This is a genomic window from Pseudoalteromonas sp. 13-15 (assembly GCF_001468205.2).
Lineage (GTDB): Bacteria > Pseudomonadota > Gammaproteobacteria > Enterobacterales > Alteromonadaceae > Pseudoalteromonas > Pseudoalteromonas marina.
Genome location: NZ_CP019162.1, coordinates 1,047,926 through 1,068,361, shown reverse-complemented (window position 1 = coordinate 1,068,361; position 20,436 = coordinate 1,047,926). Strand labels below are relative to the sequence as shown.

At 37.6% G+C, this 20,436-nt stretch carries 17 protein-coding genes and 1 pseudogene; 12 read left to right on the top strand and 6 right to left on the bottom strand.

The features are described from left to right. Positions 1–91: 91 nt before the first annotated feature. The 7 genes from ATS72_RS04965 to ATS72_RS04935 all read left to right on the top strand — a co-directional run bounded on the left by ATS72_RS04965 (position 92) and on the right by ATS72_RS04935 (position 7,619). Positions 92–1,366: a sugar MFS transporter gene (locus tag ATS72_RS04965; protein ID WP_006792235.1), complete on the top strand. Its 1,275-nt coding sequence runs from the start codon at positions 92–94 to the stop codon at positions 1,364–1,366. Further along, a complete protein-coding gene (locus ATS72_RS04960) occupies positions 1,366–3,915 on the top strand; it encodes a glycoside hydrolase family 3 protein (protein WP_058429035.1) in 2,550 nt (849 codons plus the stop codon). Before ATS72_RS04965 ends, ATS72_RS04960 begins: the two co-directional genes overlap by 1 nt. 433 nt (positions 3,916–4,348) lie before the next feature. Beyond that, on the top strand, positions 4,349–4,885 hold the full coding sequence (locus ATS72_RS04955; RefSeq protein ID WP_024598540.1) for a hypothetical protein: 537 nt from the start codon (positions 4,349–4,351) through the stop codon (positions 4,883–4,885). A gap of 64 nt (positions 4,886–4,949) precedes the next feature. Beyond that, positions 4,950–5,558: a hypothetical protein gene (locus ATS72_RS04950; RefSeq protein ID WP_058429034.1), complete on the top strand. Its 609-nt coding sequence runs from the start codon at positions 4,950–4,952 to the stop codon at positions 5,556–5,558. A 197-nt stretch (positions 5,559–5,755) separates the two neighbouring features. Further along, a complete protein-coding gene (locus ATS72_RS04945; RefSeq protein WP_235591570.1) occupies positions 5,756–6,133 on the top strand; it encodes a hypothetical protein in 378 nt (125 codons plus the stop codon). A 272-nt stretch (positions 6,134–6,405) separates the two neighbouring features. Beyond that, positions 6,406–7,137: a hypothetical protein gene (locus ATS72_RS04940; protein ID WP_058429032.1), complete on the top strand. Its 732-nt coding sequence runs from the start codon at positions 6,406–6,408 to the stop codon at positions 7,135–7,137. Further along, on the top strand, positions 7,137–7,619 hold the full coding sequence (locus tag ATS72_RS04935; protein WP_010388418.1) for a hypothetical protein: 483 nt from the start codon (positions 7,137–7,139) through the stop codon (positions 7,617–7,619). The genes ATS72_RS04940 and ATS72_RS04935 overlap by 1 nt, the downstream gene beginning before the upstream one ends. An 84-nt stretch (positions 7,620–7,703) precedes the next feature. Here ATS72_RS04935 and ATS72_RS18915 read toward each other — a convergent pair. The 3 genes and pseudogenes from ATS72_RS18915 to ATS72_RS04920 form a co-directional block, all read right to left on the bottom strand. Next, positions 7,704–8,326 (bottom strand): annotated as a pseudogene (locus ATS72_RS18915) (tyrosine-type recombinase/integrase). 274 nt (positions 8,327–8,600) lie between these two features. Continuing rightward, positions 8,601–10,007: a sensor histidine kinase gene (locus tag ATS72_RS04925; protein WP_058429030.1), complete on the bottom strand. Its 1,407-nt coding sequence runs from the start codon at positions 10,005–10,007 to the stop codon at positions 8,601–8,603. Further along, the gene (locus tag ATS72_RS04920; protein ID WP_058429029.1) at positions 10,007–10,681 is read right to left on the bottom strand and encodes a response regulator transcription factor; all 675 of its coding nucleotides are present in this window, start codon (positions 10,679–10,681) and stop codon (positions 10,007–10,009) included. The genes ATS72_RS04925 and ATS72_RS04920 overlap by 1 nt, the downstream gene beginning before the upstream one ends. 172 nt (positions 10,682–10,853) lie before the next feature. On the opposite strand from ATS72_RS04920, the gene ATS72_RS04915 reads away from it, so the two are divergent. The 4 genes from ATS72_RS04915 (at position 10,854) to ATS72_RS04900 (ending at position 15,753) form a co-directional block, all read left to right on the top strand. Then, positions 10,854–12,809 (top strand): LTA synthase family protein, encoded by a 1,956-nt coding sequence (locus ATS72_RS04915; protein WP_058429028.1) that lies wholly within the window; start codon positions 10,854–10,856, stop codon positions 12,807–12,809. A gap of 2 nt (positions 12,810–12,811) precedes the next feature. Further along, the gene (locus ATS72_RS04910; RefSeq protein WP_058429027.1) at positions 12,812–14,440 is read left to right on the top strand and encodes a phosphoethanolamine transferase; all 1,629 of its coding nucleotides are present in this window, start codon (positions 12,812–12,814) and stop codon (positions 14,438–14,440) included. 12 nt (positions 14,441–14,452) lie between these two features. Continuing rightward, complete coding sequence (locus tag ATS72_RS04905; protein ID WP_024599461.1) at positions 14,453–14,839, top strand: diacylglycerol kinase; 387 nt, start codon at positions 14,453–14,455, stop codon at positions 14,837–14,839. A 356-nt stretch (positions 14,840–15,195) separates the two neighbouring features. Next, positions 15,196–15,753 carry a hypothetical protein gene (locus tag ATS72_RS04900; protein ID WP_039036690.1) on the top strand — a complete coding sequence of 186 codons (558 nt, stop codon included), beginning with the start codon at positions 15,196–15,198 and terminating at the stop codon, positions 15,751–15,753. 152 nt (positions 15,754–15,905) lie between these two features. Here the strand turns inward: ATS72_RS04900 and ATS72_RS04895 are convergent, their stop codons facing one another. Both ATS72_RS04895 and ATS72_RS04890 read right to left on the bottom strand, forming a co-directional pair. Further along, complete coding sequence (locus ATS72_RS04895; protein WP_058429026.1) at positions 15,906–17,069, bottom strand: GGDEF domain-containing protein; 1,164 nt, start codon at positions 17,067–17,069, stop codon at positions 15,906–15,908. Between the two features lie 140 nt (positions 17,070–17,209). Then, on the bottom strand, positions 17,210–18,100 hold the full coding sequence (locus ATS72_RS04890; RefSeq protein ID WP_058429025.1) for a TIGR01777 family oxidoreductase: 891 nt from the start codon (positions 18,098–18,100) through the stop codon (positions 17,210–17,212). A 170-nt stretch (positions 18,101–18,270) separates the two neighbouring features. Between ATS72_RS04890 and ATS72_RS04885 the strand changes: the two genes are divergently transcribed. Next, complete coding sequence (locus tag ATS72_RS04885) at positions 18,271–19,305, top strand: AI-2E family transporter (protein ID WP_008127717.1); 1,035 nt, start codon at positions 18,271–18,273, stop codon at positions 19,303–19,305. A 38-nt stretch (positions 19,306–19,343) separates the two neighbouring features. Here the strand turns inward: ATS72_RS04885 and ATS72_RS04880 are convergent, their stop codons facing one another. Then, the gene (locus tag ATS72_RS04880) at positions 19,344–20,414 is read right to left on the bottom strand and encodes a flavin monoamine oxidase family protein (protein WP_058429024.1); all 1,071 of its coding nucleotides are present in this window, start codon (positions 20,412–20,414) and stop codon (positions 19,344–19,346) included. Positions 20,415–20,436 lie beyond the last annotated feature (22 nt).

The following is a 20,436-nucleotide window of genomic DNA, read 5'->3' as shown; positions in this document are numbered from 1 at the left end:
CTTCAGGTCAACTCTTTAATAGCATGGCTTAGCCGCCAATTTATTAACAATACAGAGAAGGTTAACGATAATAATAAATTGCGGAGAGCACATGGCTAGTTCAGCACCAACAACGACACACACACAATCGCAAAACACAGGCGATAATAATTATGGATTTGCACTTACATCGTTAACAACGCTATTTTTTATGTGGGGTTTTATTACCTGCCTAAATGATATTCTAATCCCGCATTTAAAAGCGGTATTCGATTTAACATACGTGCAGGCTATGCTTGTGCAGTTTTGTTTTTTTGGTGCTTACTTTTTAATGTCTATACCCAGCGGGCTTATTGTGAAAAAGCTGGGTTATAAAAACGGCATTGTTGTCGGGTTACTAATTGCTGCAGTTGGCTGTGTATTATTCTATCCAGCGGCACAAATGCATAACTATCCTGTATTTTTGTTTGCGCTGTTTGTTTTAGCAAGCGGAATTACTTTATTACAGGTATCTGCAAACCCATACGTAAGCTTATTAGGTCCTGCAAAAACAGCGTCTTCTCGTTTGACACTAACACAGGCATTTAATGCGCTTGGTACCACGGTTGCACCGTCATTTGGTGCATTATTAATACTAGGCTCAGCGTCGGATGCTTTTTTAACACCGGCGCAAAATGCCGAATCAGTTCAACTTCCTTACTTACTGCTTGCTGCAATGCTAATTGTATTAGCTGGTGTGTTTGCATGGCTTAAGCTTCCAGACATTATGAGCGAGCAAAAAGAAGCTGCCGAGAAATCAGACACCATTGAAGGGAGTGCATGGCAGTATCGCCACCTTGTTTTGGGTGCGGTAGGCATATTTATGTATGTGGGCGCGGAAGTTGCGATTGGTAGTTTTTTAGTTAGCTTTTTAGCGCAAGAAAATATTGCTGGATTAAAAGAACATGTCGCGGCTCATTACATTACATATTATTTTGGCGGTGCAATGGTTGGGCGTTTTATTGGCGCGGCTGTAATGCAAAAACTTCCTGCCGGTAAAGTGCTTGGTTTTAATGCAACCATGGCTATTATTTTAGTGGTTATTGCCATGAGCACATCTGGTCAGTTAGCAATGTGGTCAATATTATTAGTTGGATTATTTAACTCCATTATGTTTCCTACTATTTTTAGCCTTGCACTAAATGGCTTAGGCAAGCACACAGCGCAAGGTTCGGGCATTTTATGTTTGGCAATTGTAGGCGGTGCAATTGTGCCGCTTTTACAAGGTGCACTTGCTGATAGTGTTGGGGTTCAACTTTCGTATGCTTTACCAATTTTATGTTATCTATTCATCGTATTTTACGGCTTAAGTGGCAGCAAACCTGTTCAAGCTAAGGAGACTTTATAATGAACACACGTTTTACGCTCAATAAAATTGCATTAGCAACATTGGTTGCCTCAGTGACAACATTAACAGCTTGTTCAAACGACAATACTAATCAAGCTGATACTACAAAAGCGCATGCTAGTGCTGAACAAATATGGCCCAAGCTCAACATTGCGGTTAAAAAAGATGCAGAAATAGAAGCGCAAATAGCGAGTTATTTAAACTCAATGACACTTGAGCAAAAAGTAGCGCAAATGATTCAGCCTGAAATACGCGATATTACCGTTGAAGATATGCGTAAATACGGTTTTGGTTCTTACTTAAACGGGGGTGGGGCGTTTCCTAATGGGGATAAACATGCCACACCACAAGATTGGGTTGCCCTTGCTGAAAAAATGTATCAAGCGTCTGTTGATGATTCAATAGACGGTAGCAAAATTCCTACTATGTGGGGAACAGATGCAGTACATGGTCATAATAATGTGATTGGTGCTACATTATTTCCACATAATATTGGTTTGGGTGCGGCTAATAATCCTGAACTAATTGAACAAATTGCAGCTGTTACCGCGGTAGAAGTTATGGCTACAGGTATTGATTGGGTGTTTGCGCCAACCGTTGCAGTTGTACGTGACGATCGCTGGGGTAGAACCTATGAGGGTTACTCTGAAGACCCTGCAATAGTGCGTGAGTATTCAGCAGCTATTGTAAATGGCTTACAAGGTAAGGCCGATGAAGACTTTTTAAGTGATAAACGTGTAATTAGTACTGTTAAACACTTTTTAGGTGATGGCGGCACTGTTGATGGTGACGATCAAGGTAATAATATCGATAGTGAGCAATCGTTATTTGATATTCATGCACAAGGTTATGTAGGTGGGTTATCGGCGGGTAGTCAGTCTGTAATGGCGTCGTTTAACAGTTGGAACGGTGTTAAAAATCACGGTAATAAATATTTACTGACCGATGTATTAAAAACACGCATGGGTTTTGACGGGTTTGTTGTTGGTGACTGGAATGGACATGGACAAATAAAGGGCTGTACCAACGAAAGCTGTCCACAAGCTATTAATGCAGGGCTAGATATATTTATGGTGCCAACGGGCGCTTGGAAACCACTGTATGAAAATACCATAGCGCAAGTTAAATCTGGCGAAATTAGCATGGCGCGTATTGACGATGCTGTTGCACGTGTATTGCGTGTAAAACTACGCGCGGGTTTATTCGATAAGCCAAGTCCAGCAAACCGTTTATATTCAGGTAAAACAGAATTAATTGGCGCACAAGATCACCGTGAAGTAGCACGACAAGCAGTACGTGAGTCACTCGTACTTCTTAAAAATAAAAATGGCTTATTGCCGCTTTCGCCAAATCAACATGTACTTATTACCGGTGACGGTGCCGATAATATCGGTAAACAGTCTGGTGGGTGGAGTATTACTTGGCAGGGCACTAACAATAAAAATGCTGACTTCCCAGGAGCCACGTCAATCTATAAAGGCTTAGAAGAGCAAGTTACTGCCGCAGGCGGTAAAGTTACACTCAGTGATGATGGCTCTTTTGAGCAAAAACCCGATGTAGCGGTTGTTGTATTTGGTGAAGAACCTTACGCGGAGGGGCATGGTGACAGAGATAACCTTGAATTTGAGCGCGGCAATAAAAAATCGTTAGCGCTGTTAAAATCATTAAAAGCGCAAGGAATAAACGTTGTTTCTGTATTTATTTCTGGTCGCCCAATGTGGGTAAACAGTGAACTTAATGCGTCTGATGCATTTGTAGCAGCATGGTTACCTGGTACTGAAGGCGGTGGTGTTGCCGATGTGCTACTAAAAGCAGCCGACGGTAGTGTTAACCACGATTTTAAAGGCAAACTTTCTTTTTCATGGCCTAAAACGGCAGTTCAAACAACGGTTAATAAGGGAGATAAAGATTACTCGCCGTTATTACCGTATGGCTTTGGTTTAACCTATGGCGATAAAAATATACTTGCGGATAATTTAGATGAAAATTCGCAATTAGATAATTCTTCACTCACGAGTATGGATATTTTAGTGGGAGCACCGGTTGCGCCATGGCGCTTATTGCTCAAATCGGGTGATGAATTGTTAGATGTGTCGAGCAGTACCCATGAGTTTGGCGCTATAAAATACCGAACTGAAGATAAGGTTGTACAAGAAGATGCTCGTCAGTTTAATTTTGACGGGAGTGAAAAAGCGAGCGCAGAAATAGTAACGAGCTTTGCTGAAGATACTATTACTTATGTTGAAGCAAATGGCGTAATTAGTTTTGACATAAAACTTAACCAAGCGCTTGGGAATGAGCTTTCACTTGCAATGTGCTCGGGTGAATGTGGTGAAAGTGTTAACCTAGCTAACGTTGTAGATAGTCGTTTACTTAGTAAATGGCAGTCAGTATCTATTGACCTTAAATGCTTTGCTGATAAAGGCGTAAACTTTGCGAGTTTAACAAGTCCATTTAGTTTGCACAGCTCAGGTAAAGCCTCTGTGTCGGTATCAGATATAAAATTTGTACCAAACAAAGCAGATGAAGCTACGCTTAAGTGTAAGTAAGACTATGCTAAATTAAATAGATAGATTGTTGTGTGTAGTAAAGCCCTTCATTTGAAGGGCTTTTTTTATGAATCAAAATACACAGATAGTTTAATTTAGTAATTAAGTGTAGTAGCTCATATCTGATCTGACAGTATAAGCAAATAGGTTTAGACTTGATCTGACAGGCAGCTATGAGCGAATAGCGGTCATTAGAAAATTATTTTTCAACACTGATTTTGTGTCCAATTGCTATGTGTTTCTCCTATATTCAGGAAAACGACCCATTTGGTCGTTTTTACCTTTTTCATAATCTCTATAATGATTAAAAGTTTATCTGCAGCAACAAGTTAGTTAGTGTGGTAGAACTGGTACAATGATAAAAATGACCCGCGGCTCGGTAGAAAAACGACCCAATGGGTCGATATTAAATTGTTAGCTTCCAAGGAGTAACATGCAACCAATTTGGATTGACAAGATAGAAGTTGCTAGACGACAGATTACTGAAGCAGTGACTCTGTTTTTTGAGTTACGTGATTTTGTAGTGATTCATACTGTTATTGCATCTGCTCATCAGGTGTTAATTGATGTGGGCAAAGAGCAAGGAATAGTAAGTGTAGTCAAGAACCCAAAAGGCATGACGAGAGAGGAATTCAGGAAGCATGTAAGAACTGTCAATGAACCTTATAATTTTTTCAAACATGCAGATAAAGATCCTGAAGGAAAGATAAATATCGCTCCAATTGAGAGATTTACATCTGATTTCATGCTTGATGCAATACTAATGCTTCAAAATATTTCGGGTGAAATTCCTCTCGAAGCAAAGGTCTTCTGGAGTTGGTTTGTCAGTACATACCCAGATGAGTTCAGCGATTGTCCTGAAGATGGAGCCCTTAAGCACCTGATGTCTTTAGGGCTAAATGAGTGGGATTTTCCTACAATCAGGCAGTTTCTAACATTTGGTGAAATCATGCAGGAAGCTAACAAGTAAATCCAGGTGACGCCTAGGGCGCACCTGATTTAGGCATTATGTAACTCAATTTTAAGGTGTATCAATGAATGTAATTGTACCTGCAAGTGAAAGAGTATTTAGGTTGTATCATTCACATTGCATTTCCCCTGATTTAGATACTTTATTCAATTTATTAAATGCAATTCATAGCCTTAATGACAAGTTAACAAAAGCTAAACTGTTTAATTTCTTTGATATGGATGAATTTATTGCACTGAAAGCACTGCGCAATGTATTTCATCATCAAGAGGAGTTGTTAAATGAGTTGAGACTAATTCCAGTACAAGAGTTACCACCGATTACAACTGATTTATTGTACTTGTGTTTGGTTCCATCAGAATTGGTAGATAAATCCATTGAAACTATCCCCAAAAAATATCGAGTCAGCGAAGAACCTATTATTAGATCTACTTTGGGGTGGTATGGTGAAGTTGTTAATATAAATCCATGTGTTTTCAATTTTATGGTAAAGCTTTATGAAGCAATATCTAACACTGAACTTGAATTAACTGGTGATGAATACTTGGATTTTGATAACTCCTATAAATTTGAAGCTGATAATGGGCATTCGCACTTTATAACTGGTGTTATCAGTTGCCACGCTGGCAGTGTAAATGTCGTATTAGAAAAGGCGTTTGCCAACGTTACATAACAAGACCTTAAAGTAGAATTCGTATTTGTTGGCTCGGTTTCGTTTCGCTTTAGATTTTGTCAACTATTACACAGTGCTTAAGGCGAGTTATTTAACGCAAGTGAAATTTGGAGTTTCGATTGAATAAAAATATAGAAAAAAAGATCTATCAAATTCGAGAGATTCTAGCTCGATTTGAAAAGGCTGACTTTCATAGTATGACTAGCTTTTATTTTTCATCAGGCTTTCCTGCTGGCTGCTGTGGAGATGCTACTGATTTACTTGGCATATATTTATTGAAGCATCACAGTCTAGAAAGTGACTATGTTTGTGGGCATGGGTTAGGGGATAACTCAAACCAGACACATGCATGGCTAGTATGCCAAGATTACATTATTGATATTACAGCTGATCAGTTTAACGATGATGGCTATGAGCTACCTTCTGTCATCATTGAAAAACAAAGTCCATTTCATGAACTATTTTATGAACTTACCAGTCGCCCAATAAGTGTTGAATATCTCAAAGGTACTGGTATTCCAAGTGTATTGGCAAAAGTAATGTCAGTAATGCAAGCACAGGAAAATGAACTATAAAGGAACTTGGTGGCGCGTCTTGCAATGAGCATGATAAAGATGCTCAGCGTCCGCTTCTGGCACTGAGCCGAACTTCGGCAAAGAGCGAGGAGCAGACGGTCATCTTTTTATATCAAATGCATTTAAGATTTTCTGACTTGAATTAACTGTTGTATTGTAAATAGTAATTTTGCTCCTGTATAAGGAGCGATATAAGTATCGTGAGATAAGGTTTACTTAGCTACTTTTTGTTAATGTAAATAAGGTAATAATTAATTTTTAAGGTTGAAGTAATGGAATATAACAATCTATCCAAGCTTGTAAAAAAAGTTCTCAAAACAGATCAAAGTGGTAATACAACAATGCCCTCAAGACGCGAAATGACAAGCAAAATTTTTGCGTTTATTATGCTTATTCCTGGAATTACTAGCATTGTGATGACAGTAACAAGCGAAGGAGGGGAAAGTATTTTCTTCGCTATTTCTGCAAGCTTCTTTTTAAGTATATCAATATTGCTTTTTGGTCGAAAGAGCCGCTTAGAGTTTAACGGGACAGAAAAACAGCTTAATTTAAAAACCGCATTATGGGGTTACTTTCAAAAAAGTAAAATTGTTGTACCGTTTGATACACTATCATTTGAATTAAGTAGTATAGGCGCGCAAGGCCCTTATCAAATTAAGTTTGTTGATCAGTTATATGAATTTAAACAGTATACAGATGCTAAGATGTTCATTTCGTTTTTATATACGAAATATAATACTACTGCTGTTGAAACCATATCGGATTGGCCTAATAAAACACCGATAAGGTTTGCTCAAAGTGAATTATATAACTCACCTCAAGTTACTCATGATTCTCATGATTCTCAAAAAGCTAATTCAACCTCTCACCTGGAAGATGAAGATTTTAATAGTGAAGATCTTGTTTTCATTGAAATATGGGATCGCAAATCGCTAATAAAACTATCCCTGCCATTTTTTGTTTTTACAGCCATTGCCGGCTTAGTTAAATACGGAGTGCTGTAATGTATTTTAAAGAACTATCTAGTGAGCTAGCTATTTATCGACAACCAAGGTTAACTAGATTATTGCTAGTTTTGTTGTGTGGTTTCTTTTTATTTATCGGGCTAATTAATGTGTTTAATTCTGATGAAGCAAAATCATTACCGATATGGGTATCTGGGTTTATATGCTGGCTAGGGTGGAGTGGTTCGTTTGGTGGCTATGTATGTCGTTTTGATCTCGCAAAACAAACCTTGGAATTAAAGTCGAGTAGTTTATATACTATTTTTAAACGTGTTTATAAATTATCAGATATTAAAGGTTTTAAAGCTATACCTAGAAAAGGCTACACACATGACTATAGATTATATGCAGTGTTAACTGATAATACTCATATTGCTTTCGCAAACTACAAAGGACGAGGGTTTGCAGTTAAGGAGTGTATAAAAATGGCTGAATTTGTCAGTAAGCCTTATCAAATCAATATTGATACAGCTTCATTATAATTTTCTTAGAACAAAGTAGCGTGGATTAACATTTTTTAGAAACCAATGCCAGACGCTTACTTCAGGTCTGGCATTGGTTCAAACTTAAGCATCGATCTGTTCTGATACCTCTAACGCATCATCAACTTCTATTCCCAAGTACCTGACAGTGCTCTCTAGTTTTCTATGGCCAAGTAGAAGCTGGCAGGCTCTTAAATTTTTAGTCTTTTTGTAAATTAGTGATGGTTTATTACGTCTCATAGAATGAGTGCCATATTGAGTCTTATCTAACCCAATTGAGGTGACCCAAGAATCAACTATACGTCCATATTGACGAGTTGAAAGGTGTTCTGAGGAATGAATTCATGACTTAAACAAGTAATCATAAGAGTTGAGAGTAAATTGCTCTATGAGCGCCACAATTGATTTCCTTGTATTCCCAGTAATTTCAAATTGAACGGGCATACCAGTCTTTTTTTGAACGACTATTGCCCTTGATTGAATTGTTTTACCATGTGCGATGTCGTTAACTTTTAGTGAAACTAAATCACACCCTCTTAGTTTGCTATCTATGGCTAGGTTAAATAGTGCTAGATCTTTTTTTTATGAAAAAGTTCTAGTCGTATTCGGATAGCCCATATTTGCTTTAATTTCAGAGGTAACTTTTGTCCTACAAACTTATTTTTATTCGAAGGCTCTATAGGCTGATATATTGTTAACTGGTGCATTAGTTGTACTCCGGTGTTTATGGAGTTTTAAGCTTAGCCCGCTACAAAAGAATTCGGGTATGAGCGAGGAGCAGACGGTCGGGTAAACTCGTTTTTGGACAAAAACGAGTTAGAGCCGAAGGACGGATCTGTAAAATGTATAGTGATAACAACACCCTGCTAAGCCGCAAAAGCGGAGTTGATTGTTTGATAGCTACCAGTACAATTAAGTATTTAGGAGCCTCATCACATAATTGCATTCCCCAGCCTTTATTTCTATGTAGGGCTAAATAAACTAATCAGTGTTTAAGGCTAAAGAGAATGTGATTTTTCTGTCACTAACTTCTGCACTTAATTGCGCATCAATTGCTTTACTAAGCGTTTTAGCGATTGATAACCCCAATCCAAAGTTATCATTCGATGTTCTTGAAGTGTCTTTTTGCCATAAAGGGTCAAATAATTGGTCGATATCGTTATCATTCAAAGGTTCAATAAGGGAGTTACTAACTGATAGTATTAAACGTTTTTCTTTTGCAGCCTTCGTGGAGACTAAAATTTTTGAATTTAGTGGGCTGTATTGTTTAGCGTTGTTAACTAAATTGCTAATAATTGATTCGAGGGCAAACAAGTTGCTTATAATTGCTGGTGCATTCTCATTCAACTCCAAATTTACACGCGATAAATCAGTGTTTTCTAAGACTCTGGTAATGACTTGATTTAAATCACAAGCATCTTGTTTGATTAGCTTACCATTACTGTATTTATGTAATAGCAATAAGTTCGACACGATATTTTTAAGCCGTAAACTTATTTTCAACGCTTCAGGCTTAAAATCCTCATTGAGCTCAGTCTCATTTGGAAACCTGATAGCAACTTCTGCCATATTTATAAGTTCGGCAATGGGCGTTTTTATTTCATGGGCAATATCGGATGTAAGTCGCTTTTCCCTTAGGTAAAGTTGTCTATTCTCTTTAATAAAAGCATTTAAGCTTTCAACAATAGGCAAGAGCTCTTTAACTGGCTCTTGTATAAATATCTGTGAGCCTTCACTGGTAATACTTAACTGACTGATATCTTGGTTGAGTTTAATTAATGGCGCAAGTGATGTATCTATCGCCTTCCTGACAAATAATCGAATAAATACAATAACTGTAATTGTGGTGACTATAAAAATAACGTCAATCAACCAAAGTACAAAATCAACTTCCTCAGAAGACGCTGCATAAGCTAAAGTCAGTGGCTCATCATTTGTTTTTTTATATGTATCTTCTGATGTATTGTCTTTTCCTTGTGGTATAAAACGACTATAAAACACTCGACCACCTCGGCCATCAGGTAATTGTAAAGGGCGTATTTTTGATTCGCCAATCTCCAAGTCTTCAAATGGTAAGTTTTTAACCTCAAATAAATCTAAACTTTTGGAGCGAGTGAAAGTGCCTTCTTTGCTCCATATTTGAAAGTACTCAGGCTCTATTTCCCCTGCGAACTCGGGCATAAACTCACTAGAAAAACTAAACGAAAAACCTTCATCAGTTTTATGTACTAAGGTCATTAACATACCTGCTTTGGATTGCAGGCTGCGATCAAACTCATTGTCTATCCAACTATCAACAGCAATGTCGGTTGCTAACAAAATGCATAAAACAAAGCCTGTTATAGTTACCGAGAGTGTAACAACTAATTTACTGCGAATAGATTTCATTATTGTCCTTGTACAATGTAACCAAAACCACGCTTGGTCTGAATTGGCAGCTCCCCTCCTGCAACTCTTACTTTTTTGCGAGCAGATGATAAATGAGCTTCAATCGAGTTCTTTGATATCAAATCATATTGCCCTGCAAGGTAGGTACTTAGCTTCTCAGCACTAAACACTTTATTTTGATTGCTAAATAAACATTCGACAATTTTGTACTCGTTGGGTGTTAAGTCAATAACATTGTCAGCCACTTTTAGCAGTTTTAACTGTAAATTCAGTGCTAAATTATCAATAGTTATGATATCGCTCATCATCTTCAATCCACCACGGCGCATTAAATTTAATAGTCGAGCGTGGAGCTCATCAAATGAAAAGGGTTTAGTAAGGTAATCATCCGCTCCAGTTAAAAGCCCTAAAACACGGTCTTCAGGTTCTTGCTTAGCTGACAAAATTAAGACTTTAGAATCAAGCTGTTTGGTTCTTATGGTTTGCAATAAAGTAATACCATCGATACTCGGTAACATAATATCAAGTATTATAAGCTCATACTCACCTGTCATCGCCATACTCAGCCCTTGTGCACCATCACCGGTGTCATCAACCGCAAAGCCTAGATTTGCTAAGCCAATTCGTAAACTACGCCTTAGTGACGCTGAATCTTCAATTATTAATAACTTCATGTGTTACTCATTCACCTGAAATGCATCTTCATCATTAGGTTACGCCATATAGCTTAAGTTTTACTTAAGACTTGCTTAAGTTTCCATAGTTTAGCCAATATTAAGTTTAGACTCAGGAATTCTTAAGTTTCGGTTTTTAGTATTGCTGCAATTATTAAGATCGAGCACAACTATGACAGCAAATACTTCCGTTTTAAAACCCTTGTTGCGTTTTACTATTATATTGATATCAATCTTTATAACTTCCCGCATTGCTTTATTGTTTTGGCAACATTCAAGATTAAATGATGGTGATATTTGGCCGATCATATCAGGAGCAATCAGAATAGACTTAAGTAGCATTGGATACTTAGCAACTATTGGGGTTTTTATACTGATACTGCATGTAGTTGCACGCCCTAAAACAGAGCTTTTTCAGCGTATTTTTACACTTTACGGTAGCTGCGTTGTAACTGTAGTTGTTATTGTTGAAGCATCAACACCTGCATTCATCAATCAATATGATGTAAGGCCTAACCGATTATATATTGAATACCTTGATTACCCACAAGAAATCTTCTCAATGTTAGTGCATGGCCATCTTTTTGCAATGCTAAGTACATTGCTTTTGGCCTCGTTAACAAGCGTTTATAGCTATCGCCTTTTATGCAGAGCATTCACACAACCACCGTCACTGAAAAAAGCATCCAATTTACCCATTCTAATGGCTGCTTTAATAATCTGCTTATTTGCTGCTAGAGGTACATTAAATCACCGACCGCTTAACCCTGCATTAGTCTATTTTTCTCAAGATTCACTAATAAACTCACTTGTTCTTAACTCCACTTACAGTGTTGCGTTTGCGCTGAAAAACATGGGTAACGAAAAAAGTGCCAGTAATTTGTATGGCACAATGTCTCGTCAAAAAATTATAGATACGGTCAAAAAGGCTTCTTATCGAAAACAGTTTGTCGCTGGAAATATTCCAACCTTGGCGCACAACAAGCCTTTTGTGTCTGGTGTTAAAAAAAACTTAGTTATAATACTTGAGGAAAGTTTAGGTGCCCGATTTGTTGGAGAACTTGGTGGGTTAGATATTACGCCTGAACTTGATAAGCTATATCAACAAGGATGGGGGTTTGACAACCTTTATGCTACGGGCACGCGCTCCGTAAGAGGTATTGAAGCAATTACCACAGGTTTTACACCATCACCATCTCGCTCAGTAGTTAAACTATCTAAATCGCAGCATAACTTTTTTTCACTAGCGGATGTATTGAGTCAAGAAGGTTACAAAACACAGTTTATCTACGGCGGTGAAAGCCATTTTGACAATATGAAAAGCTTTTTTCTAGGAAACGGGTTTAACGATATTGTTGACATCAACCATATTGAAAATCCCCAGTTTATCTCCTCTTGGGGGGTAAGTGATGAGGACTTATTCAATCAAGCAGATAAAGAACTGACTAAATTAAGTAATTCGACAGAGCCATTTTTTAGTCTTGTATTTACTTCTAGTAATCACGATCCGTTTGATATACCACAAGGCAAAGTATCGCTACCCAAAGGACATAACCCTGAAAACTATAAGCGTGATCTTGCAATTAAGTATGCCGATTACGCACTAGGGAAATTTATAAATAAAGCAAAAACACAGTCGTACTGGGAAAACACCGTATTTTTGGTTGTGGCAGACCATGATGTGCGTGTTTTTGGCTCTGAACCTGTCCCTTTGAAGTCTTTTCATATACCAGCTGTTATTTTAAACAGCGATATGAAAAGTAAACGCGATCCAAGACTCGTTAGTCAAATTGATCTACCTGTTACTTTGATGTCACTTTTAGGAATTGACCAAGCAACCCCTATGCTGGGCTTTGATCTGACTAAAAGTTATCCAGTTGAACGCGCAATGATGCAGTACTACGACAATTTTGCATACCTAGAAAATGATCGCGCTGTCATCCTAATGCCAAATCAACAAACCAGCTATTGGCGCTATAACAAACAAACCAAAATACAAGAAAAAAATGAACAGCTAAACGTTGATCAAACGTTGGCTGAAAAAGCACTAGCTCATGTGTTATTTAGCAACTTAGCTTACACCGAGCAGCTTTATCGTTTAGCTGATAAAAGTAGTGATAAGGAATAACTATGAAAATTCCTTTTAAAAGATTTTGTATTACGTCTTGGCAAGCAAGTTACAGCCAATTTGTTTGCTTAGTTTCAATGTATATCGTTATCACATTTAATGGCTTGTTTTTATACAATACTTTTATGGCTGCAACACAGTCAGGGCATATAAATTGGCTTTTTATCGCGTCTGTCCCTTTATTGCTTTTCTCATTGACTGTTTTAGTTTTAAGTTGGTTGTCCTTAATTACTTTTGTTAAACCTATACTTCTATTTAGTGTTTTAGTTTGCTCATTGTTGTTTTATTCAACACTTAATTATGGCGTTATTTTTGACAAGAGCATGTTACAAAATATTGTTGAAACAAATTCAGGTGAAGCATTTTCATACTTAAACTTTCAGCTTGTGTTATTTACTTTTTTATTGGGGGTTGTACCTACTTACTTATTTTCCAAGTTCACAATTATTGGGAGTTTTAGAGTACGTTTAAAAAGTTTTATGAAGCTAAATCTATCAGCTTTGCTCTGTTGTGCCTTAATCGCTGTACCCTTTTATAAAGAGTACGCTTCTGTTGGCCGCAACAACCGACAGCTAACAAGTTATATCACCCCGTTTGCATTCTATACAGCAAGTTATAAATACCTGAGGGATAATTACTTTTATCCACCATTACCTTTCAAGGTACTCGATAATTTGCCCACTTTAAAAAATAAAACGAGCACCTCGCTAACTGTAATGGTTGTCGGGGAAACAGCTCGGGCGGCTAACTTTTCACTACAAGGCTATAGTAGAGCAACGAATACTTATACTCCCAAGTTAGGCGTAAAGTATTTTAGTGATGTTTCATCGTGTGGAACGGCGACGGCTATTTCAGTCCCCTGTATGTTTTCACGACTGAACCGCAAAGAATATGATTCTCGGCTTGCTAGTAGTCAAGAAAATGCTCTAGACATTATTCAGCGTAGTGGTGTTGAAGTAACATGGATTGATAATAACAGCAGCTGTAAAGGAGTGTGTGCTCGCATTAAATCAGACAACATTGAGCCAAATAAAGAACATCCGTTATGTGATGGTCATTACTGTTTTGATGAAATATTAGTTACGAAACTAGCAGACAAGATAGCGACTAGTAACGCTAAACATAAATTGGTTGTTCTGCATATGATAGGCTCACATGGACCAACTTATTATCGTCGTTACCCTGAACACGAAAGTTTGTTTAAACCTGATTGCTCTCGAAGCGATATTCAGAACTGTAGTACAACTGAACTAACAAACACATATGATAATACTATCGCATACACAGACAAGGTGTTGAGCCAGTTGATAAAAGTATTACAAACAAGTAACGAAACGAAGAAGTCACTCCTATATGTGTCAGATCATGGTGAGTCACTTGGTGAGAAAGGTTTATACCTTCACGGGTTTCCATATGCATTAGCACCAAGCGAGCAAACCCATATTCCAATGATTTTTTGGAGTAATAAACTCGCTAACTCTAAATTTAATCATTGTATTGAGTTACAACGCTCAAAAGTATTTTCACACGACAATATTTTTGACACTTTACTTGGCTTAACTCAAGTAAGCAGCAGTCAATACCAACCTGAATACGATATTTTTAACGCCTGTAAGGCCCTAAGTCTATAAAGAGAGTTTCCAATGCAATTTGATAGTGCAAATAAGCCGTCAGGTATTAATCGAGTAGTTTTAGCTTTTAAAAATTCACAGCGTGCATTTAAATGGCTTGCTAAAAATGAAGCTGCTTTTAAACAAGAGCTTTTTTTACTCGCTTTATCGCTAATTATTATTTCGATTTGGCAGATAGGTATTTACGAAAAGGTCATGCTACTAATCTCTGTTTTATTTGTGATATTCGCAGAGGTTGTTAATACAGCAATAGAAGCAACAATAGACAGAGTTGGCTTAGAGATTCATCCATTGTCAGGTCTCGCTAAAGATTTAGGCTCCGCAGCAGTATTAATTGCGCTATTAATAAGTTCATTCGTCTGGATTTCTGTATTTATAAGCTATATTGGTTATTTTTAAAATTTATCCAATCTCAATGATCGCTTATCGCTCATTTGCGACCGTCGCCTAAACTCGTTTTGGGGCAGAAACGAGTTACGCTTGAAAGTCTGCTCATGGCACTTAGTTGAACTTCGGCAAAGAGCGATAAGCGGTCAGTCAGGTGAGTCGTCATTAACTTAGTCAGAATAAGAGGAAACGTTCCTCTTTTTTACATGTTTATATATGCCACAGAAAGAATAATATTTATAGCTACAAATAGTTTTCATTATTTGCTATTAATATAAGTTCATAAAATAAGGACGTTTTCGCGCTAAAATAGGTAAGATGTTCTCTTATAAAGTGTTATATGCCAAGGGAAACTCAGGGAGTGGTTCATGATCAACAGCATTCTTCACAAACTCGATCAATTAAAAGATTATGAAGTGCACTACAAGCAGGTTTCTGGTGTTAAAACTATGGTTCAGGGACTGGAATACCACTTTGATAACTATATGGCGCAGACAAAAGTGAGGGAGCAACCTTTTTGGTTTCATGAGGTAGTTGCGTATCTGAACAGATTAGGTCAAATCTATTACTTTTTTAAATCTGATTTCATAAAAGTGGTTGACTCAGAAATGCCTAATATTCTTAAAATTATTCCTTTGAGAATGAAATACTCTGCTCATAGGAGTGTTGATGCTCCAAGGGGAAACGATCATTTAGTCATGATGGATATATCAATGCCAAATATTCACTATGTTCACTCATACTATGGTAGTGAAGAGAGAGATGTAGTAAACCCTAATGAGTGCTCACGTGGCTTTTGCATACCAAGAGTTGATGCCAATGGTGATCGCGACGATGTGAGAATTTTTCTTGACTACGAGCATGATGGCATTTTAGCTGATATTGGACTGGTTCTAGATAGAAAATTGAGAGAGTTTGGCATATAACAAACGCATCAAGGCGCTCGCAGGCTCCCTAGGACATCAAAACTACGCGGCAGTTACCAATGTCTGCTCTTGGCACAAATCGGCTATTCACTGTCAGATTTAATCCAACTGTACAAATCGAATCTGGCAGATCAAGTTAAGACTTTTTCAAATTAAGCTTGTAAAAGTAAGCTTTTTTCATCGTAGGTTACCACTTTGTCACGGCCCGTTTCTTTAGCAAGGTAGAGTCGTTTATCGGCGTTCGCTAGTAACTCTTTTATAGTCTGCTCGCCGTTTATTGTGCTACTGACGCCTGCACTCACCGATAAATTTATATCGTGCCCCTCGTAATAAAATGGATAACAGCTTATGCTTTCGCGTAGTTTTTCGGCATTATTTCTGGCATCACTTAATGAGCAGTTGGGCAACAAAATGGCAAATTCTTCGCCGCCGATTCTGGCTGATATTTCTTCATTTAAAAATTGTGATTTTACATGCTGAGCGATCCACTTTATGGCTTGATCGCCGGCCTCGTGGCCATAGGTATCGTTAACGCGTTTGAAAAAATCAATATCGAGCAAAATAAGTGAAATATTTTTGTTTTGGTAAAGAGGTAAACTTAACGCGTTTTTTCCTTTTATAAAAAAACCACGGCGGTTAAATAGTTGACTTAAAACGTCGGTATTAGCAATGCTGGCAAGCGTATGTTCCGCATTAGATGCTAATAAGTAAGGGAGTAATAATGCACTGCAAGTGGCTAAAATTAAATGACTGCTTAAAATGAGCTCTAATGGTTCTAAATAGGTTGTATCGCTTAGGCTTAAAATAGGTAAAGCAAGCAGCACTGTTTGAACAAACATAAGCAAACTATGGATTAAAAAGCAGGTAATTAATGCCTTTTTTTGTAAGGTTGCAACAAAGCTCATAGTGCTAATGATGTAAGCAGAAAATAAGTATAACCCTGCAATAATAAAGCTCGTTACCATTTGTGCCGCGGAGTAAGGGTACACTGATAATAAAATTACAGCGCTAAAAAGTAGCAAATAGTAAATAGGGCGTAAGTTTAAAGGTTTGCTGTATTTGTATTTATGTAGTCCCAGAATAATTAAAAATGGGCTGAGTATTATAAAAATATTCGCTAAATAACTCGTAATAAAAGGAAAATTAAGTATTAGTTTTAAACATGCGAGTAGTTCAGCAAATGAAAATGCAATGCACGCTAAACCAAAAATTAAAAAAGCAGATTGTTTTTTGTAATTATGAACAGATAAAAAGAACAACCCAATTAGTAGGTTAAGTATAAAAGAGAGACCAATCACAGTAGGCAGGTGCAGCATTCATTTTCGCTTTTATTAGGTAATTGTGTCTGACTAACTTAAGTATTATGTATTAATCATGAAAGGTCAATATGGGTAAATAGTAGTAGTTACCCATATTGTAACTGAATAGAGTATACGCAGAAGATAATTAACGCCAGCTAAACCAAGCTGTCTAAGGCCGATTTAAGGTTCTCGTAATGAAAACGATAGTTATGCTTTTGTGCTTTGGTTGGCACTACAAATTGCCCGGTAGTGAGTAAGTCAGACATTTCACCCATTAATACTTTCAATACAAATGCAGGCATGGGCATAAAAGCAGGACGCGATAATGCATTACCCAAGCGTTTACTAAACTCTGAGTTACTAACTGGGTTTGGTGCTACGGCGTTAATTGGCCCCGAAATTTCAGGGTGTTTCATAATATATAAAATTAGCTGTGTCATATCGTCTATATGTATCCACGACATACCTTGCTCTCCGTCACCAATTGGCCCGCCTAAACACAATTTAAATGCGGGAAGCATCTTGCTTAATGCGCCGCCTTTTTTAGCTAATACAATACCGGTTCGTAATAGGCAGACTCGTGTTTTTTCAGACTCTGCTTTTAATGCTGCGTCTTCCCAGTCTTTACACAGCTGATGACTAAACTCATTGTGGGGATCTGTAAAGTTTTCATCTATGCGCTTGTTGCTTTGGCGTCCATAGTAGCCAATAGCACTGCCTGATATAAACGTGTGTGGAGGGTTAGTACTTGCTGCAATAGCGTGGCTAATTTGCTGCGTTATATTAATGCGGCTGTCACGTATAATTTGCTTCTGTTTATCGCTCCAACGTTTATTAACGATTGGCTCACCGGCTAAATTAATAACAACGTCAACTGTATTAAAATCAACAGCGCTTATGTCAGCGACTGCTTTAATTTTATGACCCAATAATACATTTGCTTTTGTGGCATTACGGCTAAGCACGGTAACCGTGTTGTGGTGCTCTAAAAAAGGACATAAATGTTGGCCAATTAGCCCAGTAGCACCTGTAACAAATATATGCATATTGAATCCTCAAATTATAATTGTAGCAAGCGTTTTTAATTTGTACTCACTAGCATGTAGTTTCTATCCTTAATACGAAGTAACAAGGGTTATGATCACTTTGTAATTATTTCATTTCATTAGGTTTTGCCTTACACTGTGGCCTTATTACAAATAAAAGGATGAATAAAGTGGCAGGTTTAACGGGTGTAAATAAAAGCTTAATTGTTTTTGCTGCTTTAGTAGTGGTATTGGCAGGGATCAAATCAGCAAGTGTCATTGTTATTCCTTTCATATTAGCAGCATTTATTGCCATTATTTGTAATCCACTAATTAAATTTTTTGCACGTTATAAAATTCCTAAAGGCATTGCAGTGATGCTTGTGGTGCTAATTATTGTTGGGCTTGGAGTCAGCTTAGGTGGCTTAGTTGGCCAGTCCATTAATGATTTTTCACAGCAGCTTCCTGAATATAAAGCCCAACTCAAAGAAGAGTTTATTTGGCTTGTAGACCTCGCCTCCCAGTACAATATTTTAATTAATAAAGAACAACTCATTTCGATGTTTGACCCAGGCAAAATGGTTGATGTAGCAACTAACATGCTGACAGGGCTTGGTGGCGTAATGGCAAACATGTTTTTAATAATCTTAACGGTTATTTTTATGCTGTTTGAAGGCCCTCTGCTAAGCAATAAAATACACATGGCTCTTGAAGATCCCGACAGTAAAATGAAGCAAATTGACCGATTTTTAGAATCAATTAATTCTTACTTGGCTATAAAAACACTCGTGAGTTTAGCTACCGGTATTATTGTGTCTGTTTACTTGTGGGTTCTAAATGTTGACTACTTTATATTATGGGGTGTTTTAGCATTTATGTTTAATTACATTCCGAATATTGGGTCAATTATTGCGGCTGTGCCTGCCGTGTTACTTGCCTTAATAACTCAAGGTCCTCTAATTGCCGGTATGGTAGCGGCGGGTTACTTAACAATAAACACGGTGATGGGCAACATTGTAGAGCCTAAATTTTTAGGTAAAGGGCTTGGCCTATCAACCCTTGTTGTATTTTTATCTTTAATATTTTGGGGGTGGCTACTTGGTACAGTAGGTATGCTTTTATCTGTTCCATTAACAATGATTGTTAAAATAGGCCTTGAAACAAGCATAGAAGGTAAATGGGTTGCTACATTATTAGGCAGTGGTGAAGATAGCGCGATGCGTTAACCTTCAGCATTTATAGCCAATATAACCCATTTGAATTGCTATATAGCACTTAATGCGTCATCAACAGCGTTAAGTGCTCCCTCTAAATAACCTGCTTCTTTGTTTGCAAATTCACTTCCGACTAAGTGAATATTTAAATCTCTTAGCTCACTTGTTAGTTCACCTAAATGGAAATCAGGGTGTTGTGAGGGTTGTGTTTTATCGTCGTTATTGGCAATAAATTCATCCTCAGCCCAATCTTTTATAAAACAATGTGTGGGGTTTCTAGCGGCTTCGCCGTAAAAATAGATTAGCTGGTTAATACAAGCCTCTATTAATTGTGCTTTGGTAACTTTACTGCGAGTGGAATATGGCACGCCGATAAAGCCAAATAAGGCAGCATGCTTATTGTGTTCTGCACTTGCATCATGTATTTCAACCATGGGTCCGACTCGGCTAAAGCATTGCCCAGATAAATTGCGTTCTCGCCAAAAGGCGTAATCGAATGTGGCCACAAATTTAGCTTGTCCTGCCATCCAAGTGGGCGTAGTAGTCAAACGATTTATAAGCCTCTCACTTGCCCAAAGATTAGGTGTTAAATATTGGGTGATCATTCGAGGAGGCAGGGCAGTGAGCACGGTGTTTGTTTCAAACTGCTGTATTTTACCATTGTTATTAACTGTTAACTGCCAGTTATCATTACTTTTTTTGAGTTCTGTTACGCAATGATTTAACAATATATGCTTTGCAGGTAGCTGTTTATAGAGTGCCTTGATTAATGTGTTCATGCCATGTTTTAGCCTAAACAATTGCATTTCGCCAGCGCCTGCAATTTGTTGAACTGCCTGATTAGGCGTTTGGTATAACACATCACCATGATTGTATTGCTCAAATATCGATAAGTTGAGCGATTTGACCAATGATTGAATTTTTGGTTGATGAGGAAAGATCCACGTCGGACCAAGATCAAACCCAACATTTTCATTTTTTATTGAATTTTCACAATAAACACGCCCACCTAAAAATGGTTTGGCTTCTAATAATAAAAACGCAATATTACGTTCATGCAATTTTGTTGCAGCATAAAGCCCTGCAAGTCCGCCACCAATAATTATTATAGGCTTGGCCATTAGTTACCTTTTTAAGTTTAAC